Annotated in this window: 18 protein-coding genes; 9 read left to right on the plus strand and 9 right to left on the minus strand. The window is 62.6% G+C overall.

Translation table 11 applies throughout. The features are described 5' to 3' along the window. Positions 1–146: 146 nt before the first annotated feature. The 4 genes from FHP25_RS32675 (at position 147) to FHP25_RS42850 (ending at position 5,094) form a co-directional block, all read left to right on the plus strand. Entirely contained in the window at positions 147–3,071 is a 2,925-nt protein-coding gene (locus FHP25_RS32675; RefSeq protein ID WP_147851192.1) for a GAF domain-containing protein, read from the plus strand. Then, positions 3,068–3,433, plus strand: coding sequence for a response regulator (locus FHP25_RS32680; protein ID WP_147851193.1), 366 nt, complete (start codon positions 3,068–3,070; stop codon positions 3,431–3,433). The genes FHP25_RS32675 and FHP25_RS32680 overlap by 4 nt, the downstream gene beginning before the upstream one ends. A gap of 54 nt (positions 3,434–3,487) precedes the next feature. Beyond that, positions 3,488–4,597 carry an adenylate/guanylate cyclase domain-containing protein gene (locus tag FHP25_RS32685; RefSeq protein WP_147851194.1) on the plus strand — a complete coding sequence of 370 codons (1,110 nt, stop codon included), beginning with the start codon at positions 3,488–3,490 and terminating at the stop codon, positions 4,595–4,597. Positions 4,598–4,743: 146 nt separating this feature from the next. Then, positions 4,744–5,094, plus strand: coding sequence for a hypothetical protein (locus tag FHP25_RS42850; protein ID WP_456243306.1), 351 nt, complete (start codon positions 4,744–4,746; stop codon positions 5,092–5,094). On the opposite strand, the gene FHP25_RS41580 is transcribed toward FHP25_RS42850, so the two are convergent. Both FHP25_RS41580 and FHP25_RS32695 read right to left on the minus strand, forming a co-directional pair. Beyond that, a complete protein-coding gene (locus FHP25_RS41580; RefSeq protein ID WP_218578765.1) occupies positions 5,091–5,354 on the minus strand; it encodes a type 1 periplasmic-binding domain-containing protein in 264 nt (87 codons plus the stop codon). The genes FHP25_RS42850 and FHP25_RS41580 overlap by 4 nt on opposite strands. Next, on the minus strand, positions 5,351–6,352 hold the full coding sequence (locus FHP25_RS32695; RefSeq protein WP_147851195.1) for an ABC transporter substrate-binding protein: 1,002 nt from the start codon (positions 6,350–6,352) through the stop codon (positions 5,351–5,353). Before FHP25_RS32695 ends, FHP25_RS41580 begins: the two co-directional genes overlap by 4 nt. 484 nt (positions 6,353–6,836) lie before the next feature. Between FHP25_RS32695 and FHP25_RS32700 the strand changes: the two genes are divergently transcribed. Beyond that, a complete protein-coding gene (locus FHP25_RS32700) occupies positions 6,837–7,268 on the plus strand; it encodes a hypothetical protein (protein ID WP_147851196.1) in 432 nt (143 codons plus the stop codon). An 82-nt stretch (positions 7,269–7,350) separates the two neighbouring features. Beyond that, a complete protein-coding gene (locus FHP25_RS41065; protein ID WP_178133959.1) occupies positions 7,351–7,515 on the plus strand; it encodes a hypothetical protein in 165 nt (54 codons plus the stop codon). 862 nt (positions 7,516–8,377) lie between these two features. Here FHP25_RS41065 and FHP25_RS32705 read toward each other — a convergent pair. From FHP25_RS32705 to FHP25_RS32715, 3 genes are all read right to left on the minus strand, one after another. Next, positions 8,378–9,385: an ABC transporter substrate-binding protein gene (locus tag FHP25_RS32705; RefSeq protein WP_147851197.1), complete on the minus strand. Its 1,008-nt coding sequence runs from the start codon at positions 9,383–9,385 to the stop codon at positions 8,378–8,380. Beyond that, positions 9,382–10,284 (minus strand): ABC transporter substrate-binding protein, encoded by a 903-nt coding sequence (locus FHP25_RS32710; protein WP_178133960.1) that lies wholly within the window; start codon positions 10,282–10,284, stop codon positions 9,382–9,384. The genes FHP25_RS32705 and FHP25_RS32710 overlap by 4 nt, the downstream gene beginning before the upstream one ends. Positions 10,285–10,361: 77 nt before the next feature. After that, positions 10,362–11,435, minus strand: a complete 1,074-nt coding sequence (locus tag FHP25_RS32715; RefSeq protein ID WP_147851199.1) for an ABC transporter substrate-binding protein — start codon at positions 11,433–11,435, stop codon at positions 10,362–10,364. A gap of 398 nt (positions 11,436–11,833) precedes the next feature. Between FHP25_RS32715 and FHP25_RS32720 the strand changes: the two genes are divergently transcribed. Beyond that, on the plus strand, positions 11,834–12,226 hold the full coding sequence (locus FHP25_RS32720) for a helix-turn-helix domain-containing protein (RefSeq protein WP_147851200.1): 393 nt from the start codon (positions 11,834–11,836) through the stop codon (positions 12,224–12,226). 230 nt (positions 12,227–12,456) lie between these two features. Beyond that, positions 12,457–13,488, plus strand: a complete 1,032-nt coding sequence (locus FHP25_RS32725; protein WP_147851201.1) for a S1/P1 Nuclease — start codon at positions 12,457–12,459, stop codon at positions 13,486–13,488. Between the two features lie 107 nt (positions 13,489–13,595). Here the strand turns inward: FHP25_RS32725 and FHP25_RS32730 are convergent, their stop codons facing one another. From FHP25_RS32730 to FHP25_RS32740, 4 genes are all read right to left on the minus strand, one after another. Next, complete coding sequence (locus FHP25_RS32730) at positions 13,596–16,109, minus strand: DEAD/DEAH box helicase (RefSeq protein ID WP_178133961.1); 2,514 nt, start codon at positions 16,107–16,109, stop codon at positions 13,596–13,598. Positions 16,110–16,494: 385 nt separating this feature from the next. Then, complete coding sequence (locus FHP25_RS32735; protein WP_147851203.1) at positions 16,495–17,595, minus strand: hypothetical protein; 1,101 nt, start codon at positions 17,593–17,595, stop codon at positions 16,495–16,497. Between the two features lie 424 nt (positions 17,596–18,019). Beyond that, on the minus strand, positions 18,020–18,190 hold the full coding sequence (locus FHP25_RS41070) for a hypothetical protein (protein WP_178133962.1): 171 nt from the start codon (positions 18,188–18,190) through the stop codon (positions 18,020–18,022). Between the two features lie 37 nt (positions 18,191–18,227). Beyond that, positions 18,228–18,497 carry a hypothetical protein gene (locus FHP25_RS32740; protein ID WP_147851189.1) on the minus strand — a complete coding sequence of 90 codons (270 nt, stop codon included), beginning with the start codon at positions 18,495–18,497 and terminating at the stop codon, positions 18,228–18,230. A 126-nt stretch (positions 18,498–18,623) separates the two neighbouring features. Here FHP25_RS32740 and FHP25_RS32745 point away from each other — a divergent pair, with 126 nt between their 5' ends. Next, a complete protein-coding gene (locus FHP25_RS32745; RefSeq protein WP_147851204.1) occupies positions 18,624–19,619 on the plus strand; it encodes a helix-turn-helix transcriptional regulator in 996 nt (331 codons plus the stop codon). Positions 19,620–19,621: the final 2 nt, after the last annotated feature.

Genomic DNA, 19,621 nt, shown 5'->3' on the forward strand with positions numbered 1-19,621 from the left:
TTTTGTAGTACGCTTCACATTCGTTCTGCCCGGGAGAAGGCTATGAGGCGGCGCGAGATTTTCGGCCTTGTTGGCGCGGCCGCAGCCTGCGGCCCTCGCAGGCCGGACCACTTGGATTTACTTGGCATGGCGAGTCACGACGACACATGAGCGACGTCGTACCCGCGCGACGCGGCCTTTTCGCCAAGTATATTGGTGGCATGATCACTGTCGTCACCCTGGTGCTGGTGGTGAACCGCGGCATTGATGTCTGGGTCTCCTACCAGGACACGCGAGCGGCGCTCTCGCGCATCCAGCAAGAGAAGGCCATCGCCGCGGCACAGGGCGTCGAGCAGTATGTCAGCGAGATCGAGCGACAGATCGGCTGGACGACGCACGCGCAGTGGGCCGCCGGATCCATCGACCAGCGCTACTATGACTTCAACCGCCTCATGCGCCAAGTACCCGACATCACCGAGCTGGTGGATCTCGACGGCAACGGACGTGAGCGGCTTAAAGTCTCGCGGGTGGCCATGAACGTGATCGGCAGCGATGCCGACTGGTCGGAGGATCCCCGCTTCAAGGGGATTTTGGACAAGAGGGTCTGGTTCAGCCCGATCTACTGGCGCAGGGAATCCGAGCCCTACATGACAATGTCCTTGGCCCGCGCCGGGCGGCGCTCCGGTGCCACCGTGGCCGAGGTAAACCTCAAGCTGATTGTGGACGTGATCAATGCCATCAAGGTGGGCAAGGCCGGCTACGCCTATGTCGTCAACCGTGACGGCCGGCTGATCGCGCATCCCGACATCAGCCAGGTGCTGCGCAACACCGACATGGCGCGGCTCTCGCATGTACAGGCAGCCCTGCGCGCACGCCAGGGAAGCCGCGACGAAGCACCACGCGCGACGGTTGGGGTGAACCTCGCCAACCAGAACGTCCTGTCGGCCGCGGCCTCCATCCCTGCCCTGGACTGGCTGGTCTTCGTCGAACTGCCCCTGAACGAAGCTCTACAGCCGCTCTACGCCTCGCTGATCCAGACAGGGCTGTTGCTGCTTTTCGGGATCGCATTGGCGGCCGGCGCCGCCTGGGTGCTGGCGCGGCACATGATTGTGCCGATCCGGGTGCTCAGCGCTGGCGCGGCACGGCTGGGCGGTGGCGACCTGACCCACCGCATCGCCGTCAGAAGCGGCGACGAGCTCGAAACGCTAGGCAGCAGCTTCAATCGAATGGCAGAGCAGCTTCAGGAATCCTACGCCAACCTGGAGCATAAGGTCGAGGCGCGCACGCAGGAGCTGGCCCGCTCAGTCGACGAGCTGACCGCCTCCGGCGAGATCCTGCGACTGATCGCCGGTACGCCCGAGGACCTGCGGCCTGTGTTCCAGAGCATCCTGCAGCACGGCACGCGGCTATGTGAGGCCAACTTCAGCGTTCTATGGACGATCCACGGCGATGTGTTCCGACTGGTCGCCCTACACAACATACCGCCAGCACTAGCATCTCATCTGGACCAGGATATGCAATCCGGTCCGGACACGGCGATCGGCCCCGCAATGCACAGCCTGACGCCCAACCAGATCGAAGATACCCGCATGTCTCCGGCGTATATTGCCGGCGACCTCCTGCACCGCGCTTTCGTTGACCAGGGCGGAGTGCGCAGCATGTTGAGCGTCCCGATGGTCCATCAGGGCGAGCTGATCGGTCTGCTATCGATCTTCCGGCACGACGTCGGAAGGTTCGCCGACAAGCATGTCAACCTGATGTCGACCTTTGCCGACCAGGCTGTGATCGCGGTCGAAAACTCGCGCCTTCTGCGTGAGCTGCGCACGCGCTCCGAGGAGCTCAGCGAGTCGCTGGAGTACCAGACTGCCACCAGCGACGTGCTCAAGGTCATCAGCGGCTCGGCGTTCAATCTCGTGCCAGTGCTGAAAACCGTGGCAGAGACGGCGGCCACCCTGTGTTGCGCTGCAGAAGCCGCGCTCTTCCTGCGTGAAGGTGATACCTACCGCTGGGCCGCCTCCGTCGACAGCAGCAACCCGTTCCTCGACGCCGTCCGCGAGCAGCACTTTCTGCCGGGCCGCGACAGCCTGATCGGCCGTATCGCGCTGGAGGGCAAGCTGATGCAGATCGAGGACGTGCTCGATGATCCCGAGTACGGCCGCAAGGACCTGGCGCAACAGGGCGGCGTGCGCACCTTGCTGGGCGTGCCGCTGGTGCGCGAGGGGATCATGACCGGCGTGATGGTGTTGACGCGGCACCATGTCGAGGCGTTCACCGACAAGCAAGTCGAAGTGCTGCGGGTATTCGCCGACCAGGCGGTGATTGCGGTCGAGAACGTGCGGCTGTTCACCGAGATCCAGGAGAAGAGCCGTCAGCTCGAGCTGGCCAGCCAGCACAAGTCGCAGTTCCTGGCCAACATGAGCCATGAGCTGCGCACGCCACTCAATGCCGTGTTGGGCTATGCCGAGCTGCTGATCGACGGCATCTATGGCGAGTTGCCCGACAGGGCGCGCGGCGTGCTGGAGCGCATGCAGAGCAACGGCCAGCACCTTCTGGGCCTGATCAACGAGGTGCTCGACCTATCCAAGATCGAGGCCGGCCAGCTCAAGCTGACGCTGGACACCTACGCCCTGTCCGCAATCGTGCAGACGGTGGTCGCGGCCACCGAGTCGCTGGCTAGCGCCAAGGGGCTGAAGCTCAAGGCCGTGGTGGCTGCCAATCTGCCTGCCGGCGTAGGCGACGAACGGCGTCTTGCCCAGGTGCTGCTGAACCTCGTGGGCAACGCGATCAAGTTCACCGACCAGGGCAGCGTGGAGATCGTCGCCGTGGCACGCGGACCGACGTTTGAGATCGCGGTTAGCGACACCGGACCAGGCATCGCGGCGGAAGACCAAACGCGCATCTTCGAGGAATTCCAGCAGATCGACAACACCAGCACGCGCCGAAAGGGTGGCACCGGCCTCGGGCTCGCCATTTCGCGCCGTATCGTAGCGATGCATGGTGGCGCCTTGATCGTGGAGTCGGCCCTAGGCCGTGGCTCGACGTTTCGGGTTGTCCTCCCAGTCAAGGTCGACAAACAGCAGGAGGCGGCATGAGCAAGCGCATCCTTGTGGTCGAGGACACCGAAGACAATCGCCAGATCGTTCGCGACCTGCTGACCAGCGTCGGCTACGAGATGATCGAGGCAGTCGATGGCCATGAAGGCGTCGAGGTAGCGACGCGCGAGAGGCCTGACCTGATCCTGATGGACATCCAGCTCCCGGTGCTCGACGGCTACGAGGCCACCCGCCGCATCAAGTCCAACGAGGCTACGCGGCACATCCCGGTAATCGCCGTCACCTCGTACGCTCTGAGCGGCGACGAGGACAAGGCACACGCCGCCGGCTGCGACGGCTATCTCGCCAAACCCTTCAGCCCTCGCCAGCTCCTGGCGCTGGTTCGGGCGCGGCTCGGGTAGACAAGAATACCTCCTCCGCCGTCGTATTCAGAGCGGGGGACGGGGGGACTATTCATGATCAAGGCACGCATCCTGGTGGTCGACGATGTCGTGGAAAACCGCGAGATCCTCCAGATGCGCCTCGAGAGCCAGGGCTACGCGGTCGCGACCGCGATCGACGGCGAGGACGGTCTCACCAAGATCGCATCGATGGCACCCGACGTCGTGCTGCTCGACGTCATGATGCCCAAGCTCGACGGCTTTGAGGTCTGCCGTCGGCTGCGTGCCAATCCGGCGATCCCGTTCGTGCCCATCATCCTGTTGACGGCGCTCGCCGAGACCCAAAACCTCGTCGTGGGACTGGACGCCGGTGCCGACGACTACCTCTTCAAGCCCATTGACCACGCTACACTGGTCGCGCGCGTACGTGCCATGCTGCGCATCAAGCGTCTGCACGACCAAGTACAACAACAGGCGCGCGAACTCGTCGAATGGAACACCAGGCTGGAAGCGCGCGTAGCGGCGCAGCTCGAGGAGATCGCGCGCGTCGGCAAGCTCAAGCGCTTCCTGGCGCCACAACTCGCCGAAATGCTCGTTGCCCAGGGCGACGACAGCATCTTGCGCAATCACCGCCGGGACATCGCAGTGCTGTTCTGCGACCTGCGCGGATTCACGGCATTCGCCGAACAGGCCGAGCCCGAGGAGGTAATGACGCTTCTCGCTGACTTCCACGCTGCCGTCGGACCGCTGATCCACGCCTACGAGGGTACGCTCGATCGGTTCATGGGCGACGGTCTGATGGTCTTTTTCAACGATCCGCTGCCCTGTCCCGACGCGGCGCACCGGGCCGTGCGCCTGGCTGTGTCCATGCGCGAAGCCGTGCAAGTCATCAGTGACAAATGGCAGCGCCGCGGCCAGCCGATCGGCTTCGGCGTCGGCATCGCCCAGGGCTACGCCACCTTGGGCCAGATCGGCTTCGAGGGCCGCAATGACTACAGCGCCATCGGCTCCACGCCCAATCTCGCTGCGCGCCTGTGCGGCGAGGCCGCTGACGGCGAGATCCTGATCAGCTCCCGCGTCGCGGACGCTGTCGGCGACATCGCCGAGCTGCAGGCCACCGACGCCAAGACACTGAAAGGATTTGCGCGGCCGGTGCCGGCCTGGAACGTTATCGCCGTGCGGTAGAGCCGCACACTGGTCCCCCCGTGCCAAAGGAGCAAGAAGACAATGACTCGATGATTTTTTCCCAAAGACACTTTGGGGGCGTCAGAACCGAATTGCGTTTAGCTGCTCGCGCTTGGCGGGAACACCGGAGTCTTTGACACGCGTTGTTGATGATCGCAGTCTGCAGGCCGGCTGAGCCAGGATCATACGAGCTGCCAGTTGGTTCACTCGATCACCTCGTCGGCGCGGCCGAGGAGCGAGAGCGGGAACGTGAGGCCGAGCATCTTGGCGGTTTTGAGGTTGATCACCAGTTCGTACTTGGAATTTTCGTAAAACGGGATCTCAGGTCTGCGCCGAAGGAACCGACGCCCGTGGCATTGCCGCCCGGCCGGCTGAAGCTGGCGACAAGCCCGAGCCCGACCGGATCGTCGCAGATGAAGACGATCGGGATGGTCCGGGTGGCGTTCCTTGCGGCCAGCGCTGGCGCATTGCCGGGCGCCACGATGACCGCGACCTAGAGTGCGACCAGCTCGGCGGCGAGCGTCGGCAACTGCTCGTAGCGTCGTTCCGCCCACCTGTACGCGAAGGCGACGTTGTGGCCTTCAACGTAGCCGCTCTCCTTCAGGCCCGCGTGCAGCGCGGAGCGGAGAACGGGCACCTCGGCCGAGGTGGCACCCAGATACCCAATGACCGGCTTCGCCGACGGCTGCACCAGCGCGGCGCGCAGCCACACGACCGAGGTGGCGCCGAGAAGGGCGATGATCTCGCGCCGCCTCATTCGATCACCTCCGCCAGGGCCTCCAATGCGGGCGGGATCGTCAGGCCGAGCGCCTGCGCTGTCTTTCGGTTGATGACCAGGTCGAACCTGTCCGGCTGTTCTATCGGCATTTCGGCGGGATGTGCGCCCCTGAGAATGCGGTCAACTTGTCCGGCCATCTTTCGCAAGTTAGGCGGAACTCCGCCGCTGAGGCCATAGGCCATCAAACCGCCTTCCTCGACCGATTCGCGGTCACCGTACACCGCCGGCAATCCATGCGCCGCCGCAAACGCTATGACCTGTCCCCGATGGGCATACTGCACACCTCCGCCCAGAGGATAGATCGCGTCGGCACGTTCACGCAGGATCGTGACAAAGGCGTCGGCAAACTCGTGCGGTTGCTCGACGACGACGGGCACGAGGCGGGTTCCCGCCGGGCCGCCATCGGGCGGAAAAAGCTTTTGCTGCGGCTTCGTGCCGATCAACGCAATCCTCGTCGTTCGCGGCGCCAGCTCCTTAAGCAATTGAAGACGTTTCCTGATGATCTCAACAGTCGGCTCAGATGTGATGCCCGTGAGATTTCCGCCGGGTCGGGCCAGACTGGCAACAAGCCCGGCGGCAACCGGGTCCAGGCCAAGGGGAAAGTACGCGATCAGCGGCACCTTTGCGGTCGCCTTTCGGGCGGCTTCGATGAGCGGTTGCGATGCGCCCAACACAATCACGTCGACACTACGGCCAAGCAGCTCCGCCAGGATTGCCGGCGCGCGCTGGGGATTTCCAGCCAGTGTCCGCCATTCAATGACAAGGTTCTGACCCTCGACCCAACCGAGATCGCGCAGTCCGTGTACGAAGGCGCGGATGGGGGGCCAGGCCGGATTTGGCCCGGCCATCTCCGAGAGCGGCACTGCGGCGGCGATGTAGGCAACGACCCGAGGCCGTTCCCGTTGCTGGCCCGCCGCCGCCACCGGCCAGGTCACGATCAAGCCGCCCGATGTCACCAAGAAACTGCGCCGTCTCATCCGCCTCTCCCCTGGCCAGATGAACTTGCAAGGCTACTACAATAGCTTGAAGGTGTCGCGACCGGCCAAATCGAACCCCCGAGCACTCACCGCCCCTTTTCCGCACTGCCGCTTGCCCGCTCCCCCTGTAAGTGAACGGACGCAATGTCCGCTTCTGGCCCAAAGCGGACATGCCTTTGTCCTACGCCAATGTCCGTTTTTGGGGCAACGCGCCATAGCCTTGCCTGCATCGGTAGGACCTGTCTATGAGTACGCGCCCTAGGACGCTGTCGGACGTCTTTCCCTCTCACAGGAACCTGACAGGCATCACGTTCAGCCAGACTGCGGGACCACGATCGACGCGCTGGTCGCCGAGATCGTTAACCTGTCCATGCCTCAGTGGCCCATGTCCGACGATGATCTCGCAGCTCTCCCCGGTCTTCATCCCTGAGGTGATTGCGGCCCTCGGGAGGCTTCCCTTGCAACCCCATGCATCGGGTCCCGGGTGCGATTGGTAGCGGTCTTTCCGACTGCTATCCTTCGCCGTCGTCCTTATATTCCCCCTAACGGCAATCCTTCTCCAGCATGGATTCTTTTTTTCTCAGACTTCTCAAAAATACAGCTACTGATCACTACCTATGACGACGGCGACGGCACCCACCCTAGAGAGATCGACGTCCCGTTCGCGCTCATCCGGTTCGCCTCTGCGTTCGACGTTGACGCTGGCGAGCTGATGGCTAGGGCGTTCGCCGACTATGCCCGCCTGGTGCTCCTGGCGATCGGCCGCAGGTTCTCGTGGGAGCCGTTCGGTCGGGAGCAGTCCATGATGAACTTCATCCGTGACTTGAACGATGGCGATGTACCGGATCTCACCCAAGAGCCCACGCTGCTGGTGAAGCTTGAGGCCGCCTTCGAGACGCACAACGCCGAGCGGTAGGCGGGCGGACAAAGGCGTGGTAGCGGTTACTTTCGGCGTAACCTATATTGAATGAAGCCATCGGCGGAGGGAGTCGGACGATATGGCTGAGAAACCCGCCACCCTCGACAGCATCTGCGAGATGCTCCAGGAGGTGCTTGAGCACCAACGGGTGATCCGGCAGGACTTACAAGAGTGCATCGTGATCTGTGACCGAATCATCGAGACGTTTGAGGATAGGCGCAAGCTGGGTGATTGGCGCACTTGAAGGCACCTGATCATACTGTAATGCCGACGGTGCGATACCGGCCTCCTGCGGCGTATCTGGAGTATCCGGGTCACACCGGATTTCCCGGAAAACTGGCACCATCCTGCCCATAGGAACGCTGCCGTTCTAGGACTTCCATGCCCCTGCGGTACATGGCGCCCTGTCGACCCGTTCCCGGATCGCGGACCATAGTCATTTTTGAAAGTGTCACTGGAGCGGGAACGATCGCGAATTTGCCCCTCCACCCATCTCTGCGCGGTGCAAGGCGAGATCATCAGCGAAGCGCGGTCCAATGGCGCGTTCGATCTACACCAATCAGGGGCAAGCGGTGTGACACTGCGCTGGGGAAAGGACAGGTTCGACACCCGGCTCAGTCGAGCACCTATCTACTCGACGTCCAGCTTGTCGCCCGTCCTAGGCAACCCTTCCAGCGAAACGGCTGCACGGGATCAAGGAGATTTAGAAGAGTGGCAGACTCTGACAAGTTGGGGCGGGATGCGCGGTGCAGGGCGCACCGTCTAAGCGCCGTTGACACCTGTTGGTGTGAGTTCGATTTTCGCGCGGTCCCGCAAGGGCTCCCCGCGTACGTCCCTAGCCCCTTCCCTTTGTAAAACCTTCCCTCAACCGTCCACCACTCTGCATGAGCAAGAGGGACCGGGAAGGCGCGACCTTGGTATTGGATCCGATGGGCTGAGGCCGGCGATCGGTGGAGTGGCTTAGGTGCCATGGCCGGGCGCCGGTGGACTGTCTTCCGTGGTTCGGCGAGGCCTCTCGCCGCAGCCAGCTCGTTAAGCAGCGCCTTCGCTTCTTTCAGGTCGGGACGTCGAAACCCCGGGTGAGTCAGCCGTAGGATTGCGCCGCCTCATTCGATCACCTCGTCGGCGCGGGCGAGGATGGCGGGCGGGATAGTGAGGCCGAGCGCCTTCGCAGTCTTGAGGTTGATGACGAGTTCCAACCTGTCCATCAACCGGATCGGCATATCCGCCGGCTTCTCGCCCCGCAGCACGCGCACGATGTAACCCGCGATTAGTCGCCCCTGCTCCCTCGTGTCAATGCCATACGACATCAGTCCACCCACCTCGGCGATGTCGCGAAAACTGTTGATCGTCGGCAACCGGCTGGCGGTGGCCAGTTCGACGATGAACTGCCGGTGGAAGAAGTTCTCAGGCGAGCCCGCGACCAGCACCGTGTCGATACGCAGATCGGGCATGGTAGCGAAGGCGCGCCGGTACGCCGGTGGCTGGACCGGATCATCCAGCAGCGTCGCGATCAGGGTCACGCCCAGCCGTGAAGCGGCCTCGCGAACTGGACGTCCATACACGCTGTCCCAGTAAGCGTGTGGGGCGAGATAGGCGATCCGGGTTGCGGCTGGGATCGCCTCGCGCAGCAACTCGAGACCCTTGCTGTCGATCTCCCCTGCACCGAAAGCGGCGCTGACACCGGTCACATTACGGCCCGGTCGCGACAGGCTGTCAGCTAGGCCGGCCTGCACCAGACTCGAGCCGCTGACGACGATGGGGATGGTCGCCGTCGCGGCCTGAAGGGCTTGAGCGGGTAGGGGCGAAAACGTGACGATCACATCGGGCTTCGTGCCCGCGACGTCGCGCGCGAGGGCCGGATAGCGCTGGATCTCGCCTCGGGCTGACCAACGTTCGACAATCAGCGTCCGCCCTTCTTCGTAACCGAGCCGGCGCAGCTCGCTGAAAAGCCCGCTGAAGTTGCGACTTGCGTTCTCGGTTATGTCAGCCTCGGGGCTCGTCGTCGTCATCGCAAAGATGGCGAGACGAGGCAGACGCCCGGTCTGTGCCCCTGCCATCCGTGGGACGGCGAGGGCCGCAAGCATTGCGGCGAGAGCACGCCGGCCGATCATTCGATCACCTCGTCGGCGCGGGCGAGGATGGCGGGCGGGATCGTGAGGCCGAGCGCCTTCGCCGTCTTCATGTTGATGGCAAGACGGAACGTCGTTGGCTGTTCCACCGGCAGGTCGCCGACGGCCGCGCCCTTCATCAAACGGTTGACGTAGCTGGCTGCGCGTCGAAACAGCACATTGAGGTCAGTCGCAAAAACCATCAGCGCGCCGTCCATAGCACCCTCCAGATGGGTCAAGAGAGCCGGCAAGCGGTGCTGCAAAGCAAGATCGACCAGCCGCTTCCGATGAACAAACGTCGTAGCATCCGGCAGCGCGACGACAGCGTCGGCCCGGGCTGTCTTCATCCTTGCAAAGCTCGACGCGAAATCATCGGGGTCGCGAAAGGCCACGGGTATCAGCTTAATCCGAAGCCTGTGGGCAGCGGCTTCCGCCTCCCCCATCATCGCGGACTGCCACGGCGAGGATTCATTCCAAAGCACGGCAATCCGTGCTGCACCTCCTACAACATCGGCCAGGAGCTGCAGGTACTTTCCGATGATCTCGGGGCCGGGAAGCATTGTAATGCCTGTGACATTTGCCTCAGGCCGCGCGAGATTAGTTACCAGACCGGTGCTCAGCGGGTCGGGAGTAATAAACAGAATGGGAACTTGCGTGGTCGCAGCCTTCGCAGCGTGCGCCGTCTGACTTGTGACGGTAACGATCACGTCCGCGGGAAGGCGAACCAGCTCTGCGGCTAGCTCCGGCAGCAACTCAGGGCGCCCCAGAGCCCAGCGAAACTCGATCATATATTCGCGCCCTTCGACATGACCGAGCATGCGCAGGCCTTCGCGGAAACTGTCCTGCAGTCGGGCGCCGTCCGGCGTGGGCGACCCGGGAACGAGCCACCCGATCCGGTACATGCGCCTTGCAGTCTGTTCCCTGGCGTCGACCGGCGCGGCAAACCAGGCGGCACACGCAGTCAGGAGTACCCGCCGCCTCATTCTATCACCTCGTCGGCGCGGGCAAGGACGGCGAATGGGATGGTGATGCCAAGAGCGCGCGCCACCCGGAGGTTGACGATCAGCTCGAATGCCGTCGGCTGTTCGACCGGGAGGTCCGCCGGCTTGGCACCCTTAAGAATCTTATCGACATACACGGTGGCACGTCGGGCTATCTGACGCAAATTCGGGCCGTAGCCGATCAGACCGCCGCTCGCCACGTAAGCACGGCCAGGGAATACAGACGCAAGACGGTTCTGAACGGCGAATTCAGCTATCTGTCCGCGATTGCTGAGGATTACAGTGTCCTGAATAGCGATCAGGCCGTCGGGCTTGTTCTTTGCGATCTCGCTCAGACCATCAGCAAGATGATCGGCTGACTCGACGCTTACCGTGTAAAACTGAAAGCCCAGTGTACTCGCAGCAGCCTCTGTGGCACGGATGTCCGCAGCCGAGGCGGCGTTTTGCAGATTGCCGAGGATCGCGATACGCCGGAACGTAGGGATGATCTCACGGAAGAGATCGAGCCGCTTCCCGCTCACGTCGGGGTACATTAACGACATGCCAGTGATGTTGCCGCCCGGCGACGCCAAGCTTGTGACAAGCCCGACCCCAACCGGATCTCCCGGAAACAGCATTACGATCGGGATCGTGGTTGTTGCCTTCTGGAGGGCGAGCCCTTCGCGCGTGCCCGGGGCTATTAAGGTGTCGACTCGTAGCCCAACCAACTCTGCCGCCAGCACTGGGAGGCGTTCAATCTTTCCCTCAGCCCACCGGGCCTCAAGTCTCAGGTTCCGACCTTCATCGTATCCTCGCTCGCGCAAACCTTCCAATAGCGGATCAACCGCAGGATGTGCCGTTCCCCGGACAGGGGCAAGCCCCTCCCCCAGCAGCCCGACCCGCCATACCTTCGTCGCGGGCTGCGCCGACGCCAGCAGCGGGCGCGCTATCACCGCACCGACAAGCAGACTGATGACCTCGCGCCGCTCGATTACTCGATAGCCTGGCCGGCACACAGCACCGGCGCTGGGCTGGTTCAGCCCGCGCTTCGTCGGCCAGTTGGCGATGTCCATGAGCCTCCCCCCGAGGCCCTCCCTCACCTGGAGAGTTGCGCTTATCGGCAGCCTCGTCAACTACCTCCCAAGTATCGCCTGTCCCGAACCGTGCTCTTCGACACTATCACACTTCGCCTTCCGCTGACGCACTTCGCCGCCCGACACCGACTCACCCCAGCGCTACATTGAGATCACGACACGAGCGCGTCGCAGGTGTTGGCAGCGGGGAAGGCCATGATGACGAGGGTAGAACCATCACTTCGGGTTACCGAGAGCCGGTCCGCCGCTTGCCCCATGGAGGCCCCAGGTGGTCGAACGGGATCGACCCGAGCCGTCCCTACGTGAGCACTGCATCTGCCGCACCGACCGCCAGCGCTAGCCTTTCCCTGACAGCCAACCACAAGGAGATCCTAACTGTGCCCGCCGCCCTGAAGTTCCACGAGGTCTTCGCCGACCTCATCGACCGCAGCCCCCTCACCCAGCGCGAAATCGCGACCAAGCTGGGCTACGACAGGCAGAACATCGTTTCGATGTTCAAGTCGGGCCAGGCGAAGGTTCCGATCAACAAGATCGGCCCCCTTGCCCGCATCCTGGAGGTCGACGCCGTGTGGCTGTTGCGTCGCTGCCTTCAGGAATATCACCCGGATCTGTGGGCCGTTTTGGAGGATACGCTTGGACCGCGGGTTACAGCGCACGAGGTCGAGATCCTGACGGCGCTGCGGGTGGCGACGGACGACATGGATCCTCGCCTCAGCACGCCGAGTGCCAAGGCGAAGGTGAACGAACTCGCAATCGCGCTCACTACTTGAGCGCACGGTATGGGCACTAAGCCACAGACAAATGTGACATCGCAGCCTGTTGGCGAAGATGAGCGCCATGCGCGCACCGTTCAGGGTGATCATCATCGGCACTGGCCTGCCTCCGGGAGACTACTGCGTGACCGTTGGCCAGCCGACGGTGGACTCCACCTCGTGATTGTCCTCAATCGAGGCGTTGCGGAATGATGCACACGACCAGCACAGGCTCAGGGACCCCGCACATGAGCTCAGATCGTCCCAGGCGAACCGCTCTCACCCTCCTCAGCGTTGCGCTGCTCTCCGTCACCGGCGGTGACAACGCCTGGGGCTGGGGCGCTACAGGCCATGAGCTGGTCAGTGGCATCGCCGCCGAACAACTCCCAGCCGTTCTACCGGCCTTCCTGCGCACCCCAGAGGTCGCTGCCGAAATCGCCGTCCTCGGCCGGGAACTCGACCGCTCCAAAGGCGCTGGCAAGACCCACGACGCAGAGCGTGACCCCGGCCACTACATCGACCTGGACGACGAAGGCTCGGTCTTCGGCATCCTGCCGTTGAGCCGATTGCCCCCGACCCGGGAGGAGTACGACACGCTGCTCCGGCAGGGTGGCTTCACCCAATACAAGGCTGGCTATCTGCCCTACGCCATCATTGATGGCTGGCTTCAGCTCAGGAAGGACTTCGCCTACTGGCGCGCCGACGTGGTGGGAGCGCGCACTGCAACGGATCCAGCCGAGAGGGTCTGGTTCGAGGCTGACCGTGTCCTGCGCGAGAAGCTGATCATCCGCGACCTCGGCGTCTGGAGCCACTACATCGGCGACGCCAGCCAGCGGATGCATGTCTCGATCCACTTCAACGGCTGGGGACCCTACCCTAATCCGAAGAACTATTCGACGTCGAGCAGCCTGCATGCCTTCTTTGAGGGTGCCTTCGTGTGCAACTACGTCGACCGCACCGCCGTGACCGGCGCTGTACGACCCTACCGCGACTGCGGCTGCTCTATCGAAGAACGCACGCGCACCTATCTGCTGGGGACTCAAGCTCAGATCGTGCCGCTGTATGAGCTCGAGCAGACCGGCGAATTCAAGAGCGCCACGCAGGCGGGCCGTGACTTTGTGGTCCAACGCCTGGCCGCCGCCGTTTCGGAGCTCCGCGACATGATCGTGGATGCCTGGACCGATAGCCCCAATGCGACGGTCGGATACCCTGAAAGGCGCTTGCGCGACATCGAGGCAGGAACGGTCGTGCTCACGAGAGCCATGTTCGGTGCCGACTGAGGCGAGATTGATCACACTGTCCGAGCACGACTTGGCTTGATCAATCAAGGAGCGAGTCGATCGCCCTGAGGCTCTCGGCGAGCCTGTCGGTGCCGTGGTCCGGCCTCTCACTCTCGAGTTCGAGCGTACCCACAATCGGCGACCGCCAAGTGTACCAGTCCGTTCGGATGTTTGAAGCGTGTAGCCGCGGCTCCAAGCTGGCGGTCTGCCTCCTTTACGAGGGCAGCATATGTGGTCGCACGTCGCTTGCGTTCCGTGTGCGGTACGGGTGCGGATCTCAATGGCGACGTCAGCCACTCGGCAAGGAACGATGGATTCTTCTGGACGTGCCCGTCGCCTGCAACGAAGAGTGGCAGGAACTCTTCCGTCAACGGCTCCCCCTGGTCGTTTTGCCACCGTAGCTTGAAGACGCCAAGCGCGCCTTCCACGCCTAGGGGGCATGCTGCCGACGCATACTGCCCATTGAATCCATACGATTGCGCCGTCTCGATCAGATAGCGAAAGAACGGTGCCTCGAAGTCCAGCAAAACAGCGTCTTTCAGTCGCTGCGCCAGCCGCCGGTCTGTGGTGATGCGCACAGAAGTCCGTTGTGCGAACTCGGGAAACTGACCGCGCAGGGCTTCCGGCAACCGAATCTCCAGAAGAGCGCCGTCATGGAGCATGGCCGTCGTTGTCGCGCCAACCAGCGGTAACATGCCCCGGATGAAGAGCCCGACGTGACCCATCGTGAAACCCAGGGTGCCCCGCAGCGCATTTGGATCGTATCCCGACACGTGAGCGAAGATTTCCTGCTGCAAGTCCTGAGCGGTCTGCGCCCGCCGGATAGCCTCGTCGATCTGATCCCGTGTGCGCTCTATCTCCATCGATCTGGCGGCCTCGAGCACCGAGGCGAAATCTATTCTCTCAAGGATGTCGCCCAGAATCTCAGCATACAAACGCTCGTTGTACTCCGATCCGACGGGTGCCATGTCCTGGACGATCTGCAGCACACGTCCCAACATCAGATCGATGGCGGCATTGTCGAAGCTATCACGGGCATGGAGGTTGAAAACAATGACTGTCTCCCGCTGACCGTAGCGATAGAGACGACCGATGCGTTGCGCCAGACGCGCCGGGTTCCACGGCAGATCGTAATTCACCATCACATGGCACGACTGGTGCAGGTTAAACCCTTCGCCGCCCGCCTCGGTCGATACGAGAAACCGTGCTGGGCCGTTAAAGTGCCCTATAGCTTCGAGCTTTTCTGCCAGCTTCATGGACCCATTGATGAGCACGACGCCGTCTGTGCCAGGCGCGTAGCGAGACAGGGCTTCTTTCAGATAGCTCTGCGTCGCGCGGTACTCGGTGAAGACAAGCAGCTTCTTCCCCTGAGTGACCACCGGCTCGACGACTTGCTTCAGGAAGAGTTGTAGCTTTTCGTCGGAACGGCGCACGCCTGCAGCATGCTCCAGCAACTGTGCGATCAGATCCCTTTCGTACTCGAAGAATTCACGCGCGCTCGTCGCTGAAATCGAGCCGCCCAGGTTGTCCTGGTGATCGCCACCCTCGGCGAAGTCTTCGTCCCATTCCTCGACGGAGCTTCCGTCCGATGAATGCGCCGGCGCGGCATCCGTCAGCCGCTCGAGTCGCAGCCTCAGCGCTTGCTCGATCGCCGCAATGCTCGAGGATGCGAGCTTGCGATAAGTGGTCATCACGAACCCGACGGCGCGGCCAGCCGCTCCGCCAGTCTCTCCGGCCTTGTAGCCACGACGCAGGTAGCCCCGAAGCCGGTCCTGGAACTCGACCGTCGCCGCTGAAGGAGGCACTGGAACCCGGTGAACCTGCGTCCCCTTGAAGATGAAGTTGCCATCCACGTCTGTGACGTCCCGCTTGCGGTTGCGGAGGATCATCTCGCCGACAATCTCCGGGTTGGCTTCAACCGTATGTATCTCCCGCTTCAGATCGGGCCGCACGAGTTCGAGCAATGCCAGGAAGCGATCGACATAGCCCTGGTGCGGCGTTCCGCTGAGCAGCAGGAATACATCGGCAGACTGCCGCAGCATCTCGGCAAGGCGATAGCGTTGCGTACGTTCACCGCTGGCCTGGCGCGACAGCTTGTGGGCCTCGTCGAATACCACGACATCCCAGCCACCTGACTGGCCCAGCAGCCGCATATGCTCATCGCGTTTGGCGAGGTCGAGCGACACGATCACATGGTCATGCAGTTTCCAGTGATCAGGATCAGCAATTCTGAAGTCCAGGCCATACACCTCGTAGATTTGGTCGAACTTGTATTTCATCTCGTCTTGCCACGGCCGCGTGATGCCGGCAGGTGAAATGATCAGCACGCGACGTGCCTGCCCCTTGCGCTTCAGCGCTGCAAGCAGAAGACCGACCTCGATCGTTTTTCCGAGGCCGACATCGTCTGCGATCAACCAGTTGTAGTTACCGGAACTGAGGATGCGATGCACGAGCTGGATCTGGTGTGGGAGAGGATCGACGTCGAGCCGATCCAAAGACCCGGTAAGCTGGTTCCAGTTCTCCAGTGCATGGGCGAGGAGCCGAAGGCGGAAGCGCTCGGCGTGGTCGGGCACCGTGGTTTCGGCACGTTTATAGCGCAGCTCGACATCTTTGAACCGCACCAAATTCTCGTAGGGCAACCATACCGATTGCCCCGTTGTGTCTAGCTGCACAAGCACCTGATCGCGGCCGCCTAGTGTGCGGTATGAGATGACACGTCCCGGACCAAGGGTGCTGCGCGTTGTGGATCGGGGATAATCCTGGACTGCCCAGCCTGGCTGCAGGCCACATCGGAGATCGCTCAGCGCAGTCCATTCGGCGGGTGTACCAGGCCGCCACTCGATCTTGAGTTCCCATCGGCCGCTGTTGCTTCGGCTCCCCCGTACGCGACCGACCTGCGACCCATCGCTGCGCCGCCGAACCCAGCAGCCGTTAACGGGAACAAGTTCCTCTGCCAACATCGTGTTCCTCAAACCAGGATCGGTTCACCAAAAGCATGAGAAGACCCTACCGGGACCGATACCACCACCAGTAACCATGCTTGTGCCAGGCCAAATCGTCTTGCAACTCCCTGCAGTCGCCATCGGCCCGATCCAGACACATCCGGTACCGAGGTGGTGCGGCTTCCAGCCTGGCGACCCTGATCTCCACGTACATTGGGAAGTAACGATAGCCACGATCCTGGGGTGAGAGGGCAAGCCAATCCTCGAACCAGCTCTCATCGATCATGTCTTCAACTGCATAGTCGGACCGGATGCGACAGATCCGAAGTGCAAGCGCCCATGTGAGGGCCGAACGGCCATGCCGCAGGGTGTGAACCCGGGTGCTCCACTGCATCTTGTCGAACCTGCGCCCTACCCACCATTCCGGGCGCTCAAGCCACACCTCTCGCAGTGAAACCATGGCATCTAGCTCTTCGGGTGTCATGCCCTGATCGACCGCGGCCGAGAACGCGCGGAATGTCGAAGCGTGTGGCAGGCTCGTGAACAGCTCCGAGAGATAGTCAAGCAGAGCTTGTACATCTGCTTGCCGCACTATTCCGTGCATCTTGGCAACGATAGCTGCCGCCTTCTGGCGGGCTCGGGGCGGTACGACGACGTCTTCGGACTCGAACTCCCAGGGCCGGTGCCGCGCCCCCGGATCGTAGTCCGAGATGCCAAAGTCGAGGTCTCGATCACTGTCAGTGCTTGCAGAGGTGCTCAGCAGATCAGACGGGTCTTCGTCCAGTTGATCAGCTTTGGCAGGGTCGACGAATCCTTGAATGTCTTCGTCCTCAATCTCCCGGAACTGTAGAGCGGTTTCGCCTGGCCCATCGTCTTCTCCGTCGTTCAGGTCATCGATCGAGCTCGACGGGTTCTGCAGACTCGTCGCCTCCGCGTCAGCTTCGATGGCGTCGCATTCCGCTTCTGCCAAGTCCTCCCAACCCACCTTGATTCCCGCTTCCACAGCGGATTCACGAGGATCGTCTTGAGCAGCATCGCCGGTCCCGATTGCGCCCAACACCACACCGTGCGATGTTTCTGCCTCGCTTTCCACGCATCCGGTTCCAGACAAAGACGAACTTGCGCCGGTCTCGCCAAGTTCCTCTGGCTTTTCGGAGGCAGGCACGTTGCCCTCGGGCTGTTCCCCAGTAGGAACGGTACGAGCGCAATCTCCCTCAGCAGACCACGGGTCGGTGACGACGGGTTCGGGGCTTGGGGAAACACGATAGTCTTCGGGCAGCCAAGCGCCGTGCGTCGCCTCCGCTTGTCCATGGGATCGACCTGGGAGGGTCGAATCCGATTGCGACCACAGTCGCCTTAGTCGTTTCAACAGGGAGCGCATGAGCCGTCGTTGCTTCGTGCCGACACAGCGGTCGTTGTAGCGTCGTCCCGCAAGGCAGTTGAAAAACTTGCCCTTCTCCGGACCGTCGCTTTGTTCAACCAGCCGCTTTATTAGATCTGTGAGGCAAAACCCAAGGGCGAGCAGGAGTTTACCCCAATTCCCCGGCCTGCTGCCAAAACATAGTATTCATATCGTCCATGAAGATCGTTCATTTTGCCTCACGAGGCCGATCGTGCTCTGCCCGGATCAGGACAGCCGCTTCCTGTGGCGTCAACGGCACGGCTGCCTGCATGCGACGCAAGCGTACCCACGACAGGATGCCGAACAGGGCCGCGATCGCGCCCAGGCCGAGCGCGATGATGAGCATGATCTCGGTCACGTTAACCCCCAACTTCGATGGTGCGAGCCGTCGCCGCTCAGAACTTCAGGCGCTTAAGCCGCTGGGCACCGGTGATGATCGCACCGTCGTCTGAGACGACGAGATAGGCATCCAGGCGGTCGGCGATGCGGGCGAACATCCGCTCTCCAAGCTCGCGCCGAGCGTGAAGCCGGGCTTTTTTGTTCATGAAGATCACCTCGGCGCCGAGGTGCCGTCCCTGCCGGCCGTAGTCCAGCAGGACGTCAACGACTTCCTGCTGGATCCCGCGCTGGCGGCAGCGCGCGGCCCCATGTGCTGTGTATTTCATGACGCCCCCTCAAACCCATCCGGGACACGGGATACCGCAGGCTAGTGACAAAACCTGTCACCCTTGGCACAACGGTGCTGGGGGTGGACGCCAGCGAGCTTGCTGGGCGCCCAGAGGTTCGTTCTCATGTCCTTCTCGAAGGCCGAGCAGCTTCTCGATGCAGCGACCATGGCGTCGGGCCGACTGCAAGGCATCACCATCGACGATGTCATGTCCCGGTTCAGGGTCGCTCGGCGCACGGCCCAGCGGTTGCTGCACACGCTTGAGGCACACTTCCCCGACGTAGAGACACATCTCGACGACGAGGGCCGGAAGCGCTGGCGGTTGCCGCCAGCTCATCTACGGGATCTGCTGACTCTGTCCCCGGAGGAACTGGCGGCTCTGGACCTGGCGGTCACCGCCTTGAAGCGCTCGGGAGCCAGGGTGGAAGCCCGCCACCTGACCACGCTGCGGGAGAAGATCCTGGCGCTGGTCCCTCGTTCCCGGGTCGCCCGGCTGGAAACCGATCACGAGGCCCTGCTGCAGGCGCAGGGACTTGCCGCCCGACCTGGTCCGCGGCCCCGCACAGATCCCAAGATTGCCGGCGTTGTCGCAGAAGCGATCAAAGCCTGCTGCCTCCTCGATATACAGTACCGTTCACGCGGCGAAGCGAAGGGGCGCCGGCGACGGATTGCACCCTATGGCGTCCTCTCGGGCCTGCGGCGATACGTGGTCGGCAAGCCGGCCGACGCTTTGGACGGGCCGGTCCGGCTCTTCCGTTTCGAGGCGATCACGTCCGCATCGCTCACCAAGACAGCGTTCGTGCGACCGTCGGACTTCAGCCTTCAGGATTTCGCGGACCGCGCCTTCGGCACTTTCCAGAATGAAGAGGAATACGGCCAGGTCGTCTGGCGGTTCGCACCGGCTGCGGCAGAGCAGGCAAGGGAATTCGAGTTCCACCCCCAGCAAGTCGTCGAAGAGGAGAAGGATGGCTCGCTGATCGTGCGGTTCAAAGCGGCCGGGCACCTTGAGATGTGTTGGTTTTTATATTCGTGGGGAAACCAGGTGGAGGTGCTCGCGCCCGAGCGGCTCAGGCGCATGTGCGCGGCGCATCGGCGTGGGGATTTTGCGGCGATGCCGTAGCA

The sequence above is a fragment of the Vineibacter terrae genome (assembly GCF_008039615.1).
Classification (GTDB): Bacteria; Pseudomonadota; Alphaproteobacteria; order Reyranellales; family Reyranellaceae; genus Vineibacter; species Vineibacter terrae.